Annotated in this window: 16 protein-coding genes and 1 tRNA gene; 9 read left to right on the plus strand and 8 right to left on the minus strand. The window is 33.5% G+C overall.

The features are described 5' to 3' along the window. Nucleotides 1-35: 35 nt before the first annotated feature. Nucleotides 36-629, plus strand: a complete 594-nt coding sequence (locus PHI38_RS03775) for an MBL fold metallo-hydrolase (protein WP_299853008.1) — start codon at nucleotides 36-38, stop codon at nucleotides 627-629. 8 nt (nucleotides 630-637) lie between these two features. Here PHI38_RS03775 and PHI38_RS03780 read toward each other — a convergent pair whose 3' ends face one another. Continuing rightward, complete coding sequence (locus tag PHI38_RS03780) at nucleotides 638-1,132, minus strand: hotdog domain-containing protein (RefSeq protein ID WP_299853010.1); 495 nt, start codon at nucleotides 1,130-1,132, stop codon at nucleotides 638-640. After that, nucleotides 1,129-2,019, minus strand: a complete 891-nt coding sequence (gene cmoB, locus PHI38_RS03785) for a tRNA 5-methoxyuridine(34)/uridine 5-oxyacetic acid(34) synthase CmoB (protein WP_299853011.1) — start codon at nucleotides 2,017-2,019, stop codon at nucleotides 1,129-1,131. The genes PHI38_RS03780 and cmoB overlap by 4 nt, the downstream gene beginning before the upstream one ends. A 61-nt stretch (nucleotides 2,020-2,080) precedes the next feature. Between cmoB and PHI38_RS03790 the strand changes: the two genes are divergently transcribed. After that, a complete protein-coding gene (locus PHI38_RS03790) occupies nucleotides 2,081-2,974 on the plus strand; it encodes a cation diffusion facilitator family transporter (RefSeq protein ID WP_299853013.1) in 894 nt (297 codons plus the stop codon). 2 nt (nucleotides 2,975-2,976) lie between these two features. Here the strand turns inward: PHI38_RS03790 and rny are convergent, their stop codons facing one another. Both rny and PHI38_RS03800 read right to left on the minus strand, forming a co-directional pair. After that, entirely contained in the window at nucleotides 2,977-4,545 is a 1,569-nt protein-coding gene (gene rny / locus PHI38_RS03795) for a ribonuclease Y (RefSeq protein ID WP_299853015.1), read from the minus strand. A gap of 1 nt (nucleotide 4,546) precedes the next feature. Then, nucleotides 4,547-5,119 (minus strand): 5-formyltetrahydrofolate cyclo-ligase, encoded by a 573-nt coding sequence (locus tag PHI38_RS03800; protein ID WP_299853017.1) that lies wholly within the window; start codon nucleotides 5,117-5,119, stop codon nucleotides 4,547-4,549. A gap of 64 nt (nucleotides 5,120-5,183) precedes the next feature. On the opposite strand from PHI38_RS03800, the gene PHI38_RS03805 reads away from it, so the two are divergent. From PHI38_RS03805 to acpS, 6 genes are all read left to right on the plus strand, one after another. Beyond that, nucleotides 5,184-5,741 carry a TlpA disulfide reductase family protein gene (locus PHI38_RS03805; RefSeq protein WP_299853019.1) on the plus strand — a complete coding sequence of 186 codons (558 nt, stop codon included), beginning with the start codon at nucleotides 5,184-5,186 and terminating at the stop codon, nucleotides 5,739-5,741. A gap of 2 nt (nucleotides 5,742-5,743) precedes the next feature. After that, nucleotides 5,744-6,622: a signal recognition particle-docking protein FtsY gene (gene ftsY / locus PHI38_RS03810; RefSeq protein ID WP_299853021.1), complete on the plus strand. Its 879-nt coding sequence runs from the start codon at nucleotides 5,744-5,746 to the stop codon at nucleotides 6,620-6,622. A gap of 79 nt (nucleotides 6,623-6,701) precedes the next feature. Further along, nucleotides 6,702-8,048 (plus strand): DNA repair protein RadA, encoded by a 1,347-nt coding sequence (gene radA / locus PHI38_RS03815; RefSeq protein WP_299853023.1) that lies wholly within the window; start codon nucleotides 6,702-6,704, stop codon nucleotides 8,046-8,048. Between the two features lie 79 nt (nucleotides 8,049-8,127). Further along, entirely contained in the window at nucleotides 8,128-8,385 is a 258-nt protein-coding gene (locus tag PHI38_RS03820) for a hypothetical protein (protein WP_299853025.1), read from the plus strand. A gap of 66 nt (nucleotides 8,386-8,451) precedes the next feature. Further along, nucleotides 8,452-9,015, plus strand: coding sequence for a flagellar basal body-associated protein FliL (gene fliL / locus PHI38_RS03825; protein ID WP_299853027.1), 564 nt, complete (start codon nucleotides 8,452-8,454; stop codon nucleotides 9,013-9,015). Continuing rightward, nucleotides 9,016-9,381, plus strand: coding sequence for a holo-ACP synthase (acpS, locus tag PHI38_RS03830; protein WP_299853029.1), 366 nt, complete (start codon nucleotides 9,016-9,018; stop codon nucleotides 9,379-9,381). It abuts the gene before it with no gap. Here acpS and thiS read toward each other — a convergent pair. Continuing rightward, nucleotides 9,358-9,558, minus strand: coding sequence for a sulfur carrier protein ThiS (thiS, locus tag PHI38_RS03835; RefSeq protein WP_299853031.1), 201 nt, complete (start codon nucleotides 9,556-9,558; stop codon nucleotides 9,358-9,360). The two genes, acpS and thiS, sit on opposite strands and share 24 nt — an antisense overlap. Before the next feature lie 97 nt (nucleotides 9,559-9,655). On the opposite strand from thiS, the gene PHI38_RS03840 reads away from it, so the two are divergent. Further along, a complete protein-coding gene (locus tag PHI38_RS03840; RefSeq protein WP_299853033.1) occupies nucleotides 9,656-10,402 on the plus strand; it encodes a response regulator transcription factor in 747 nt (248 codons plus the stop codon). A 2-nt stretch (nucleotides 10,403-10,404) separates the two neighbouring features. On the opposite strand, the gene PHI38_RS03845 is transcribed toward PHI38_RS03840, so the two are convergent. From PHI38_RS03845 to PHI38_RS03855, 3 genes are all read right to left on the minus strand, one after another. After that, a complete protein-coding gene (locus tag PHI38_RS03845) occupies nucleotides 10,405-12,150 on the minus strand; it encodes a nucleoside-diphosphate sugar epimerase/dehydratase (protein ID WP_299853035.1) in 1,746 nt (581 codons plus the stop codon). Between the two features lie 125 nt (nucleotides 12,151-12,275). After that, nucleotides 12,276-12,352 (minus strand) — tRNA-Ile (locus PHI38_RS03850). Between the two features lie 44 nt (nucleotides 12,353-12,396). Then, on the minus strand, nucleotides 12,397-14,738 hold a 2,342-nt coding region (locus PHI38_RS03855), incomplete at its 5' end, for an efflux RND transporter permease subunit (RefSeq protein ID WP_299853037.1).

Here is a 14,738-nt window from a genome sequence, read left to right on the forward strand (position 1 = left end):
CAATTTTGACAAAAATTAAGATAAAGTGCAAAATTATGAAAATAAAAGTTCAACCAATGGGTGATTATCAAACTAACTGCTATATAGTACATATTAATGATATGGATTTTATAATAGATCCGGGGATGGGTGCAACAGAGTGGGTAATACAAAATGTATCAAATCCTGTGGCAATACTAAACACTCATGGACATTTTGATCATGTGTGGAGTAATGCAGAGTTGCAAAAGAGACTAAAAATCCCACTATATACTCCAAAAGAGGATGTTATGCTTCTATCTGATAGCTCATGGATGCCATCTCTACCGCCATCTCGTGCAGATGTTGAAGTGCAAGCTAATCAAGAGTTTGATTTTAATGGAGTTAAAGTTAAATTTACTCATTTTCCTGGACATACACCAGGATGCTCAACCATAGAGATAAGTGATGCTATGTTTAGCGGAGATTTTATATTTGAACGCTCTATTGGGCGCACTGATTTTCCATACTCTTCACCTGTGCAGATGAAAGAATCTTTAGCAAAGTTTAAAAAAATACCTTATGATAAAACAATATATCCAGGGCACGGTGGAACTACAACTATCAAACAAGAACAACTTTATAGCGATTATTGGATGGCAAATCTTTAAAAGATTTGTTAATCTTCATCACTCTCTTCGCTATCTAGTTTGAGTTTTAAAACATGTCTCTCTGTTACAACAGTTTTAAATTCACCCTCGAAGACTTTAATCTCTAAAACATGTCCTGTTACATGTATATTTCTTTTTCTACCCTCTTTATGACGCACTTTTGCCGTAAAATTTACTATATCTCCAAATTTTACAGGAGATAAAAATTGACAATCACTTGCAACTAAAACAACATTTCTCTCATTTACAGCAGCCATTGCTGCATAATCAGCAGCGCTAAAAATAAATCCGCTATGTATCAAACTCATAGAATCAGCAATCATCTCATGAGTAGTAACGAGTTTTAGTTTAACAAACCCAAATTCAAGACTTTCAATTTCGCCGCATATATCTTGATTTATATTTTCATGTGTTTTTAAAAAGATTTCATCTTTTTTATACTCATCTATTTCTAACTCTTCATCATCTTCTAAAATCTCTTTTTTATCTTTTGATACTTTCACTTTTTCCCCTTTTTCAATCTAACATATACACGAGAAGGTGCTGGATAACCCTCTACCGTTTTACTATTATCATCTTTATCTAAAAAGTCTTCCAAAGACTCTCCCTCAATCCACGAAGTTTTTCTCTGCTCTTCACAAGAAGTCAAAGAAGTCTCTAGTACTTCAAAATGACTAAATCCAGCCCTTAGGCACCAATTTTTCAAAGCGTTAATAGTGGGCACAAAGTAGATATTTGGTATCTTTGAATAAGACGACGCAGGAGAGAGGCAAATCTCTTCATCGCCTTCGATATAAAATGTATCGAGGATAACCTCACCCTCTTTATCTAAGCCCTTGTATAAAGACTTTAACATCCCAACAGGGTCACTTCTATGATAGAGCACGCCTAAACAAAATATCGTATCAAACTTCTCCCCGTAAAACTCCAGATGTTCTACACCTAAGAGTTCATAAACTATATCACTCTTTACAAAATGATTTATAAAATCAAATTGTGTCTTAAAAAGTGGAGATGGATCAAAACCAACAAGCAGTTTTGGGAAATCTTCTTGCATCCTAAATAGATAATATCCATTGTTGCATCCTATATCGGCAACTCTCTTATCTTTTAAATTAAAATGTTTACGCAAAAGATTATATTTGATATTACTTCTCCATTCGGAGTCTATATATGTATCAAAAAGCTTGAATGGACCTTTTCGCCAAGGCATCATAAGCCTAGCAGTATCTTCTATACTTTCTAATGCCTCACCTTTTATAGTTATAGCATCACCTAATTCTACACTCCATACGCCATCGCTTAAGCATTCTATAGCTTCTCTAAGTGGAGCAATATTTTTCCACTTCATCCATTTTTGTCGCTCTTCTCTTAACTCGTTTATATTCATTTTAATCACTATAATATGTTTAATTTACTATAATTGTACCCTAAAAAGCATAGGAGCCAATATGACAATAGAAAAAAGAGCAACAGTCGTATCAACATCAGTAGCCATGCTTCTTGTCGTGATAAAGATGAGTGTTGGAATACTAAGTGGCTCAGTTGCTATTTTAGCTTCAGCAATTGACTCCATGCTAGATTTAACAGTCTCAATGTTTAACTATTTTGCTATTAATAATGCAGAAAAAGATCCTGATGACGCTTTTAATTATGGGCGAAACAAGATGGAGCCATTGGCCGCGGTTATTGAGGGAACAATCATATCGTTTTCTGCACTTTTTATACTTTATGAAGCAATTGATAAAATTGCTCATCCTAGAGAGATGGACTTTATCGGCTTAGGCATTGTGGTTATGTTAATCTCTATTGTCATAACCTTCTTTCTTGTTATTTTTTTAAATAAAGTTGCTAAAAAAACAGGAAACATGGTTATAAAAGCTGACTCTCTTCACTATAAAACAGATATCTTCTCAAATGGAGTTGTTCTACTTGCTCTTGGTCTTGTATCATTTACGGGTGAGAATATCATAGATCCAATTCTTGGAATACTTATTAGTATCTACATGATTTACTCTGCTCTACCGATTATCAAAGAGGGGATGCTTATGCTTCTTGATGTAGCTCTTAACCAAGAAGATATAGAAAAAATAAAAGCTATTATAGATAACGATAAAACGGTAACTACTTATCATGATTTACGAACAAGAATATCTGGTTCACATATTTTTATATCAGTTCATATTGTCTTTAATGTTAGCATATCTTTATATGATGCGCATCTTGTATCAGATAAAATAGAGGATAAAATTAGAAAGCTTTTTGCGGATAAAAAAGTCCATATACTTATGCATATGGACCCCTATGATGACTCAGAGATTAATAGTGTAGAAGATGCTTATTAGAGTTATTTTGCAAACTCTACAGCCCTGCTCTCACGAATTACATTTACTTTTATCTCACCTGGATATTGAACACCTTGCTCTATCTCGCTAGCTATCTCCTTAGCTAAGAGTATAGATTCATCATCATTAACTAAAGATGCATTTACTATAACTCTTACTTCTCTACCCGCATTTATAGCGTAAGCTTGTTTGACACCGCTATGCTGTGATGCTATCTCTTCTATAGCTGTAACTCTTTTTAGGAAACTCTCTAGCACTTCACGTCTAGCTCCAGGACGTGCTGCTGAGAGAGCATCTGCCGCACAAACTGCGCCACACTCAATAGAGTTAATCTCTTCTTGACCATGATGCGCATATATTGCATTTATAACGACACTATGTTCATTATAGCGATTACAAATTTGTGCGCCTAAATCAACGTGGCTACCTTCATGTTCATGTGTAAGCGCTTTGCCTATATCATGCAAAAGTCCAGCTCTTTTTGCAAGCCTTGCATCTCCACCCATTTCTGAAGCCATTATTCCAGCTAAGTGTGCAACTTCTAAAGTATGTGCAAGAGCGTTTTGCCCATAACTAGCACGATATCTAAGTTTACCGATAAGCTTTATCAGTTCTGGGTGCATAACACCAATGTCAAGATTAATGATTATCTCTTCGCCTTCATGTAGAGTATCAGCTTCAAACTCTTCACAAACTTTATTGTATATCTCTTCTATACGTGCAGGTTGTATGCGTCCATCTTGTATAAGGAGCTCTAGTGTTTTTGTAGCAATTGCTCTACGATAAAGATTAAAGCTACTTACTAAAATAGCATTTGGAGTATCATCGATTATTATATCAACACCTAAAAGTGTCTCAAGGGCTTTAATATTTCTACCCTCTTTTCCAATAATCCTACCCTTTAGCTCATCATCATTGAGATGTACTGAGTTTGTAAGGCGCTCAGCTGCAAACTCTCCTGCAAAGCGGCTTGTAGCTTGCGCTAAAATATAATTAGCTCTTTTTTTAGCTTCTGATTTTGCTTCGTTTTCATAGCGTCTAACAACATGAGCAATTTCAGCACGTGACTTCTCTTCTACTTTTTCAAGAAGCACTCTTGTTGCCTCTTCTTTTGTCATACCTGCACAATGTTCAATTGCGTTTAGTGCTTCATCAATCTTATCTTCATATCTTTTTTTTAGTAAACTTAAAGATTTTTCATTTCTTTTTAAATCAACTTGTCTTGCTCTTAAAGTAGAGACTTCATCTTGTAGACGTCTCTCTTCGTTCTGCTTATAACGCTTAAAAGTTTGCTCTTTTTTATTAACATCATCTTCTCTTTGAAAAAGATCAGCTTTAGCTCTATCCTTTGCATTTTCATACAACTTTGTAGCCTCTAGCTCTATCTCTTGAGATTTAATGTTTGCTTTATAGAGAAGCATATGTGCTTCATTTTCTATAGCGCCTGCTTGAGCTTTTGCTTTTTCGACATATATATCAAAATTAGCATTAGTTATTTTTTTAGAGATGAAAAATCCAACAAGTCCACTAATGACAGCTGCTGAGCCGCCACTTAGTATCTCGTTTAACATTTTATTTCCTCATGGTTGCAATATTTTTGTTTTGTACTTTAACATTTGGCGTAATTATTAAATCACATGTAATATCATATTCATCACAAATAAACTCTTTTGTGAAGCAAAATTCTGATTGTATAAAAATTGTGTATGGTCTCTTTTTTAACTTTTCAAAGAAACGATCATACATTCCTTTTCCAAAACCAACTCTTTGTAGATTTCCATCTACACCAACAACTGGTACTATGGCTACATCAATATTTCTTATATCTCTTAAACTATTTCCCGCTTCATAAATACCAAAATTTTTTTTCTTCAGCGGTAGCCTAAATGGTACCATCTTAAAACTTTCGCCTTGCATAAATGGAACAAATATTTTATGATTTTTTCTAATTTGTTTTATTATTTTTGCAGTATCTGCCTCAAATGGAAGTGATGTATAAAAAAGTATTTTCTTATTTTTAAATCTTTTAAGTTCTTGAATCAACTGATTAGTAATCTTTTGATTTTTATACAAACGGTTATGTTTGGAACTATTTTTTATCATCTCTAAACATTTTTGTCTAAAAATTGCTTTTGTAAGAGCCATCTAAAATCTTTATGGATATAATTTCACTCAATTTTACTCAAAAAACAGAAAATAAGGTAACCAAATGTTTAAAAAATCGATTCTTACTCTATCTTTAATCTCAACTCTTCTTTTTCAAGGCTGTTCTGAAGATAAAACTAAAAAAGACGCTAATTCAATGATAGCTACAAGCGAATATGTTCTTACAGATTTAAATAATAAACAATATGTAGTTAAAAAGGTAGATCAAGGGTTTATTCTTGATGGAGCAGAAGATAAAATAGTTATTTTTGATATTTTTGCAACTTGGTGTCCGCCATGTCGTGGTGCTGCGCAACACCTCAGTTCACTTCAAGAAAAATATAAAGATGATTTAATCATTATCGGCATAACAATTGAAGAAGATATTGCTAATGAGAAGCTTGTAGAGTTTTCAACAACATACAACGCAAACTATACTTTAGTAAATTCAGATCAAAATCGTCGTCTTAGTAATGCTATAGTAAAAGAGTTAGAGCTTGGTGAAAGATACCCTATACCTACTTTAGCAATGTATAAAGATGCAAAACTTATAAACCACTATGTTGGTGCAACTGAAGAAGAATTTATAGATAGTGATATAAGAAATACTCTAGGCAAATAAAGATGTTTGGATTTATAAAAAAATCTCTTGATAAAACTGCTGAGGCGTTAAAGTCAGTAGTTCCAAAAAAGAAACTATCATTTACTAAAGATGAGATAGAAGAGATTTTACTTGAGGCTGATGTAGAATATGCTCTTGTTGAGATAATTTTAAATGAACTATATCAAAGCAAGATTACTCGCGAAATCCTTCGCTCAAAACTTCTTGCAACTCTTGCAAATACTTCATATAAAGAGCCAGAGTTCAGCGCTCCTTTTGTAGAGCTTATCGTTGGAGTAAATGGAGCTGGAAAAACAACAACTATATCAAAGTTAGCTCTAAGATACAAAAACGAGGGTAAAAAAGTTATGCTTGGTGCTGGAGATACTTTTCGCGCTGCTGCAATAGAGCAACTCTCTCTTTGGGCTAAGAAGCTAGACATTCCAATAGTCGCTTCAAAACAGGGGCATGATAGTTCTGCTGTAGCATACGACACTATTGAATCCGCAAAATCAAAAGGTTATGATTACGTCATAATAGATACAGCAGGAAGACTTCACACTCAAACAAATCTAGCAAATGAATTAAAAAAGATTCATAGAATCTGTGATAAAGCTCATAGTGGCGCACCTCATAGAACTACTCTTATAATTGATGGGACACAAGGAAACTCTGCCATAGCTCAAGCAAAAGCGTTTAATGAGATGATTGGCGTTAATGGGATTATCATAACAAAGCTTGATGGAACAGCAAAGGGTGGGAGCATCTTTAGCATTGCTTATGCGTTAAATCTTCCTATTTTATATGTTGGAACAGGCGAACAACCAGAAAATCTAACACCATTTGATAAGTATGAATTTGTTGATGGCCTACTTGACGCTATATATGAAGAGGAAAATTAAATATGTCAATTTGACATATTTTTACCACTTTATCTCATAATTTTATATAATCTTTAAAATTATCCAAAAAGGTTTAAATATGTCCAAAAAAAAGACTCTTTTTGAGTGTCAACACTGCGGATCAACAACTCCTAGATGGATGGGAAAATGTACAAATTGTGGTGCATGGGACTCATTTATAGAGCTAAATGAACATCAGCAAGATGTAGTAAAAAAGACAAAATCCACCACAGCCTCATCCTCAAAAGCCCTTAGTATAAATGAGATCAAAGAGGAGAAGATATTTAGGTTTAGCTCAAAAAGCAAAGAACTAGATATGGTTCTTGGTGGTGGAATTGTACCTGGTTCACTCACTCTTATTGGCGGAAGTCCTGGGGTTGGAAAGTCTACACTACTTTTAAAAGTCGGCGGGGATATAGCTTCAAGCGGACAAAATGTTCTTTATGTAACTGGAGAAGAGTCAACCTCACAAATAAAGCTTCGCTCAAACCGCCTTGATTCAAACCAAGATACACTTTTTTTGCTAAGTGAGATAAGACTAGAACAAGTTTTAATAGAGCTTGAACATAGAGATTATAGTTTTATAATCATAGACTCCATTCAAACTCTCTACTCTGAGAACATCTCATCAGCACCTGGATCTGTAACTCAAGTAAGACAGATTACATTTGAGCTTATGAGAATAGCAAAAGATAGAAACATAGCGATTTTCATTATCGGGCATATAACAAAAGAGGGTTCAATAGCGGGGCCTAGAGTGTTAGAGCATATGGTAGATACGGTTTTGTATTTTGAGGGAGACTCATCTCAAGAACTTCGTATCCTTAGAGGTTTTAAAAATCGTTTTGGCCCAACAAGCGAGATAGGCGTTTTTGAAATGAGAGGTAATGGCTTAGTCTCTGCAACTGACATAGGCTCAAGATTTTTCAATCGCAATTCAGAGCAAGCAGGCTCTGCTTTAACTGTCATCATGGAAGGCTCTCGCCCTATTATACTTGAAGTTCAAGCACTAGTTTCAGAGTCTCATACAGCAAACTCAAAGCGTCAAGCAACAGGGTTTGATACAAACAGACTAAATATGCTCTTGGCTCTTTTGGAGAGAAAGTTAGAAATTCCGCTTTCTGGATATGATGTATTTATAAACATTACAGGTGGTATCAAGATAAGTGAAACTTCGGCAGACCTTGCAATACTTGCAGCTATTATTAGTAGTTTTCGTAATCGCGCTATATCAAAACAGACTATCTTTATAGGAGAAGTCTCTTTAGTTGGAGATGTAAGAGAGGTTTTTGGTATGGATGCAAGACTAAAAGAGGCAAGCATGCAAAACATAACAAAAGCTTTAGTTTGTAAAAAACCTCTTGAGAAAACAAATATAAAAACTTTTATAGTTGATGAAGTGACAAAACTACTAGAATGGTACTGATATTTGGTATATTCAAACATACTTTATCCTATTGATAGTATAATTCTAAAATTTTAATATCCCCTAAGGAAGTTATAGTATGGACGCTCAAGTTAGAAGTGAAGAGAAGTTTTCTAAAATATCAATATCATATGAAGGAAAAGAAGAAGGTAAATATGTATGTTCAACTATTGATAAAATCACTTCAAAATATAAAATAAAACCAGAACAATATACATGCAACATATCAAAAGATAAAAATGTTGTTGTTATTGAGTACGATAATGATGCGGGCCGTGAAGTTGGAAAAATATTTGAAGAGATTATAAAAACTTTAAATATTAAAATATGCAATTAAAACACAGAGAATTAGTTAAAAATATAAATTTTGATATACTAACAAAATAAAACTCAAGGAACAGTTATGGCAAATAAAGAGACTACAGAAGATGCAGTTGCAGCGGGTAAGAAATCAAAAAATCTATTGATTATAGTTATTATTGTTGTATTACTTCTTATAATAATAGCTGGTGCTGTGGCTACAGTCCTTTTAATGGGTGATGATAAAGCAGAACAAGTAACCCAACAAAATGCTGAACAGGCTATAACAAAAACTCAACAAAGAGGTAGCGCTAGTAGATCTAGAGAAGATTCTGATGAGATGGATACTAGAAAACTTAGCCAGATTGGAATACTATATCCTCTTGATACTTTTACTGTTAATTTAAAAAGTGATGCTGGTCGTCGTTACCTTAAAGCAACAATATCTTTAGAGTTAAATGGTAAAGAGTTAAGTATGGAGTTAGATAGTAAGTCCCCAGTTATTAGAGATAGAATTATTAGAATTTTATCTTCTAAAACATTAGAAGAGATCTCCTCTAAAAAAGGGAAGCAAAAAGTATCAGAACAAATCATGGATACATTAAATTCTATGATAAGTGATGGAAATGTAAAAGGTATCTACTTTACAGAGTTTGTTATTCAGTAAATGATTGGCATAGACCTTATAAAAATATCTCGCATGGAGCGCTTTATTGAACGCTTTGGCTCCAAAGCCTTAAATAAATTTTTAACCCAAGCCGAAATAGAGCTTGTTAAAAATCATAAAACAGCTTCTGGCTTTTGGGCGGCGAAAGAGGCTTGTTCAAAAGCACTTGGTGTTGGTATTGGCGCTGAGTGTGGGTTTCATGATATAACTATCTTCAAATCATCTCGTGGTGCACCAAAGTTAAAGCTATCACAAAGAGTAATTGAAAATTTTAATATACTTGGTAGTAGCCTCTCTATTACACATGATGGAGAGTACGCGATAGCTGTCGTAGCACTTGAATCAACCACCACCGACAAAATCTAATAGCTCAACTTTATCCATATCACAAAGTTGATGAGAATCCCAACTATGTTGCTTTACTATCTCCATATTTACAGCCGCAGCCATAACCTTATCTTTAAGCTCTAAAGCATCTAATAGTTTTTCTAAAGTTATTTTCTCTTCAAACTCTTTTATTTCGCCATTTATTACAAGTTTCATCATATACTCTTTTTTAGCAATAATATCTTATTTTATTGAATATAGAATCAATAACGGATATAATAAAACCAAAACAGATATAAAGAGTGAGTCTTAATTGAATTCAAAAGAGCTATTAACCAGCACAAAGCAACTATCTATTCTTTACGTTGAAGATCATGATGATTTAAGAGAAAACATAAAAGAAATTTTAAAAAAATTCTTTGATAAAGTTGGTGGTTCAAAAAATGGCGAAGATGCACTAAGACAATATAGAGATTTTTATAAAACAGAGTCTAAATACTACGACATTATTCTCTCAGATATACAAATGTCACGCCTTAATGGCGTTGAATTAGTTGAAAATATTTATGCAATTAATCCAGATCAAACTATTGTTATATTATCTGCTTATGATGATTCAAAGTACTTACTTCCCCTTATTAACTTAGGAATTGAGCAGTTTATAAAAAAACCAATTGATTATCAAAACCTGATAAAAGTGCTTCAAAAGGCAACTAAAAAGATACTTTTAAAACATGAACAAAAAAACCATTCTACAAGCTCTTCACTTATAAAATTAGCTGAGTTTTGCACATTTGATAAAGATACAAATATTTTACTAATAGAAAATTCTATGATTTCTATAACAAAATATGAGATTATATTTCTACAAATTCTTACAGATAATCTTGGAAAAATATGCTCAAACGATGATATTACAGGACATTACAACTCTTTGAATGAACACTTAGACAATATAAACATAAGAAAGCTTGTCTCAAAACTTAGAAAAAAATTATCTATAAACTGCATAGAGAGTGTTTATGGCGTAGGATATAGGATAATACCCGCTTTTAATTAGAGTTAATTTGGCTGATGGTTAAACTCTGGGACTATCTCTTTTAATTTTGAGAGCTTATCAACAGATGTAATTAACTCTGAAATATCTTGGTTTAGCTTTGTTATATCATAAAAATTTTTACCAGCAACTGTGATAGATTCATAATCAGTTTTTGTATCACTATCACTGATTAAAAGCTCTTCATAAAGCTTCTCCCCACTTCTAAGTCCACAAAACTCTATAGTAATATTTTCTCTGCCACTTAGTGCTATCATATGCTTAGCTAAATCTACTATCTTTATAGGTTCACCCATATCAAGAATAAATATCTCTCCACCCATGCCAATGCTTGCAGCTTGAAGTACAAGCTCACATGCTTCAGGTATAAGCATAAAGTACCTTGTGATATCTGGATGTGTAACCGTTATAGGCCCGCCCTGCTCTATTTGAGATTTAAACTTTGGTATCACACTCCCACTGCTTCCTAAAACATTTCCAAAACGAACAGTTACAACTTCTGTATTTTTTAATTTTTTGTTCTCTGAAGAAACTACGTTTTGTGCATAAAGTTCACAGATTCTCTTTGTTGTGCCCATAACATTTGTTGGGCGAACTGCTTTATCTGTTGAGATTAGAACAAACTTTTGCACACCATGTTTTATGGCGCAATCTATTGCATTTTTAGTTCCTATAACATTGTTTAAGATAGCCTCTGTTATATTTTCTTCAACAAGCGGTACATGCTTATATGCAGCCGCATGTATAACTATATCTGGCTTATATTTTTTAAAAGTTTCATCTAAAAGTTCTCTGTTTATAACTGATTGCATTATCATAATAGGTTTATATCTACTAAGCTCTTCACTTATTTTATATAAATTATATTCACTATGATCTAGTAAAATCAATTTTTTTGCCCCAAAAGCAGCGCTTTGTCTAGCTATCTCACTTCCTATACTTCCACCAGCACCAGTTATAAGAACCACTTTTTCTTTTAAGAAGTTTTGTATAGCACTCTTATCAAGGTCTTTTGGATGTCTAGCCAATAAATCCTCAACACTTATATCTTTTAATTGCGCAGAGAAATCTTTATCTCTTAAGATATCATTCATTGGTGGCAATATTTTTATTGATTTAAAATATGGGTTTAATTTATCATATATATCTTTTATCCTCTCAATATCTACAGAGGGCATCGCTATCATTAAAAAATCAGCTTTGTTATTTGATAGTGACTTCTTTAGAGTCTCTTTTGAGATTATTTTTATTCCATCTACACTTCTTTTTTGTAAAACAACATTATCATCTACAAAATATTTTATCTTATACTCACTATCTCTATACTCTTCTTTAAGTTTTAGGCCAGCTTTCCCTGCACCATAAATAACTAAAGATTTTGTCTTTTGTACTGAGCTTTTATTGATGTAGTAATAGTACAAATACATAATAAAATTTATTGAAAATATATATAAAAATAGCTCACTTGCTAAAAATGCAAATCTAACCTTGCCATAATATATAGGCAGATAAACTATAAATGCAGCGATATAAACAATACTTTTTAAGAGGAATGTTTTTTGAGTTGCTTTAGACCAAGAGAGTGAGTAGTCTTTAAAAATAAGTAAAGAAGAGAGGATTCTAACAGCTATAACTCCAAGAGCAACTGTTATATCAAAAGGTATATGAAAGATAAAAAATGTCCAAAGAAACGTTGCTAAAGAGAGAATAATTATTACCAAAAAGTTTAATATTCTCTTATCTAAAATCATTTTATTATATTCCTTAAAATTACTATCTTTACGCAGAAGCGTAATTATATCAGTTATATAGGCAAAATTTAATTATTTTTTTATTTTTAAAATTATGAAAGTTAATAAAATAGGGAGTTTAACAGTGGTGGGTTCTGAGTGACTCGAACACTCGACCACTCCGTTATGAGCGGAGGGCTCTAACCAACTGAGCTAAGAACCCACTGTTTCTATAGAAGCTGACGCTTTGTAGGTCGGAATTATACTTTAGCCTAGCTTATATTTTTCTGATTGCTCTATATCTTTAATTTTAAAGACTACTGCATACAAAAGTGGCACATACACAAGGTTTAACACAGTTGCCCATACTATTCCAAACCCAAGTGAGATTGCCATTGGTTGAAGTATCATAGCTTGCCCTGAAGCAAAAAATATGAGTGATGAGAGTCCTAGTATAGTTGTAAGAGATGTTAAGAAAATTGGTCTTAATCTTGATTGTGCTTGCTTCATCAACTCCTCTGTATTTTTTGCCTTATTTACAAAGCTAACAACTAGCAATCCATCATTTACAACCACTCCTGCAAGCCCTACTATACCTATCAAACCAGGCATAGTTATGTTTACTCCCATAACCAAATGTCCGAATAAAACACCAAGTAAGACTAAAGGGATTGTGCTAACAATGATAAGAGATTTTTTGATAGAGTCAAACAGCCAAACAAGAGTAATGAAGATTAGAAAGATTGCGATAAGAGCTGATTGGAGTACCTCTTTTTTGTTTTTTTCATTCTCTTTTTCTTCACCCTTTATATCAATTCTAAAACCACTCTGCTTCAATCTCTCAAACGTAGACTCTAACCTTTTCATAGTTTCAGAGGATGTAACTATCTTTTTATCAAGTGAAGCCATAACTGTTCTTATTCTAGTGCCATTCTCTTTTTGAAGTGCTACAAATCCTTGAGACATTACAAAATCAGTTATATCTTTAAGTAGAACAAACTTATCTGAAGATGGTATTTGAACTTCAATTCTATCAATTGAGTCAATTCTTTGATTTATCATACTCTCGATTTTTATTCTAACAAGCCCATTATCGTTAAACATCTTTCCATATTCGCTCTTTAGATAGTAAGCACGGAGCTCTCTTGATATAAGCTCTTCATTAAAGCCTAGTTGCTGTCCATACTCATTTACGCGTAGCTTCAACTCTTTCTCGCCAAGCGTTGCATCGTTAGAGATATTATTTACACCATCTATTGCGCGTAGAGCATCTTCTAACTCTTTTACACCTTTGAGGATTTTTTGCTCATCATTAGCGATAATGCTAATCTCAACATCAGAAGCTACAACTCCAGCGCCAGGAACTTTAACTACTAACTCTTCAAAAACTTTATTACCACCCCTTTGTAAAGCAACAAAAGGCTCTATTACTTTTTCTACATCTTTTGCAATATCAACTGCATCTTTTTGTCTTATAAGTGCATCTTTATCGTACTCGATAGAGAGATATGGGCTGATATATTTGTCAAATGCATTATCTGGTGCGCGCTCAGTTAAATCTATGAAGATATGAAAAAGATGATCTCCCGTCTCAGCTATATTTTTAGCATCAAGCTTAAAACCAATGATAGAGGTTATTGAAGCTATATCATCGCCTTTTATATGTTTTAAAAGCTCTTTTTCTAGCTCTGTTACTATTTTTTCTGTATCTTCAAGCTCATTATTTACATTTACTTTGCCATAAACATAAACCTGTGTTGTATCAAAATCTGGAAAGAGTTGAAACTTTGCGTTTTTTGCCATAATAGCCGTTAAAGAGAGGATTGTTACTACCATCAGTATCAAAGAGAGAAGTTTACGTTTAAAGAAAAGATGTAAAACAGTGTTGTGCCACGATGTCATCTTTGCCCAAATTCTTTTTGTAAGGCTACCCTCTTTTGAAACTTTCAAAAAATCATATGCATGCAGAGGCAAAAAGTAAAACGCTTCAAAAAGAGATGATAATAGCAGTACTGTTATCATGATTGGTATGATTTTTATAAACATCCCCATTTCACCACTAAGTAGAAGCAGAGGTAAAAATGCAAAGACAGTGGTAAGAGTTGCTGTTAAAACTGCTGGGAACATCTCTTGAGCACCGACAATAGCGGCTTCTCTTCGCTCCATACCCTCCTCTAGGTGTCTGTATATGTTCTCAGCCACAACGATAGCCTCATCAACTAGCATCCCAAGAGCTATGAGTGCTCCAAGAAGAGAGAGCATATTTAAACTCTCACCCATAAGTTCAGATGCGATGAGTCCAATCATAAAACTAACGGGGATTCCTATAACAACAACTATTGCAATACCACGATTTATAAAAATAAGCATCGCTAAAAAAACGAACATAAGGCCAAATGCTATGTTTGCAAAAACAGTATTTAGGCGGTTTTTTATCCAGATAGAAGTATCAGCATATATCTTATACTCAAGCTCTGGATGCAACTTCTCTTGCTCGCTAAAAAGAGCGCGTACACGCTTTACAAGCTCTATTGCATTTCCATCATGTGACTTTGCAATGTTTATAGATATATTTCTTACCCCGTTATAGTGAGAGAGTTCAGACTCAT

The organism is Sulfurimonas sp., assembly GCF_028694895.1.
Lineage (GTDB): Bacteria > Campylobacterota > Campylobacteria > Campylobacterales > Sulfurimonadaceae > Sulfurimonas.

Coding starts and splice junctions, on each gene's coding strand:
- PHI38_RS03820 (WP_299853025.1), top strand. CDS start 8,128: ATGGACGCTCAAGTTAGAAGTGAAGAGAAGTTTTCTAAAATATCAATA.
- acpS (WP_299853029.1), top strand. CDS start 9,016: ATGATTGGCATAGACCTTATAAAAATATCTCGCATGGAGCGCTTTATT.
- radA (WP_299853023.1), top strand. CDS start 6,702: ATGTCCAAAAAAAAGACTCTTTTTGAGTGTCAACACTGCGGATCAACA.
- PHI38_RS03805 (WP_299853019.1), top strand. CDS start 5,184: ATGTTTAAAAAATCGATTCTTACTCTATCTTTAATCTCAACTCTTCTT.
- rny (WP_299853015.1), bottom strand. CDS start 4,545: ATGTTAAACGAGATACTAAGTGGCGGCTCAGCAGCTGTCATTAGTGGA.
- PHI38_RS03790 (WP_299853013.1), top strand. CDS start 2,081: ATGACAATAGAAAAAAGAGCAACAGTCGTATCAACATCAGTAGCCATG.
- PHI38_RS03775 (WP_299853008.1), top strand. CDS start 36: ATGAAAATAAAAGTTCAACCAATGGGTGATTATCAAACTAACTGCTAT.
- PHI38_RS03845 (WP_299853035.1), bottom strand. CDS start 12,150: ATGATTTTAGATAAGAGAATATTAAACTTTTTGGTAATAATTATTCTC.
- PHI38_RS03800 (WP_299853017.1), bottom strand. CDS start 5,119: ATGGCTCTTACAAAAGCAATTTTTAGACAAAAATGTTTAGAGATGATA.
- ftsY (WP_299853021.1), top strand. CDS start 5,744: ATGTTTGGATTTATAAAAAAATCTCTTGATAAAACTGCTGAGGCGTTA.
- cmoB (WP_299853011.1), bottom strand. CDS start 2,019: ATGAATATAAACGAGTTAAGAGAAGAGCGACAAAAATGGATGAAGTGG.
- fliL (WP_299853027.1), top strand. CDS start 8,452: ATGGCAAATAAAGAGACTACAGAAGATGCAGTTGCAGCGGGTAAGAAA.
- thiS (WP_299853031.1), bottom strand. CDS start 9,558: ATGAAACTTGTAATAAATGGCGAAATAAAAGAGTTTGAAGAGAAAATA.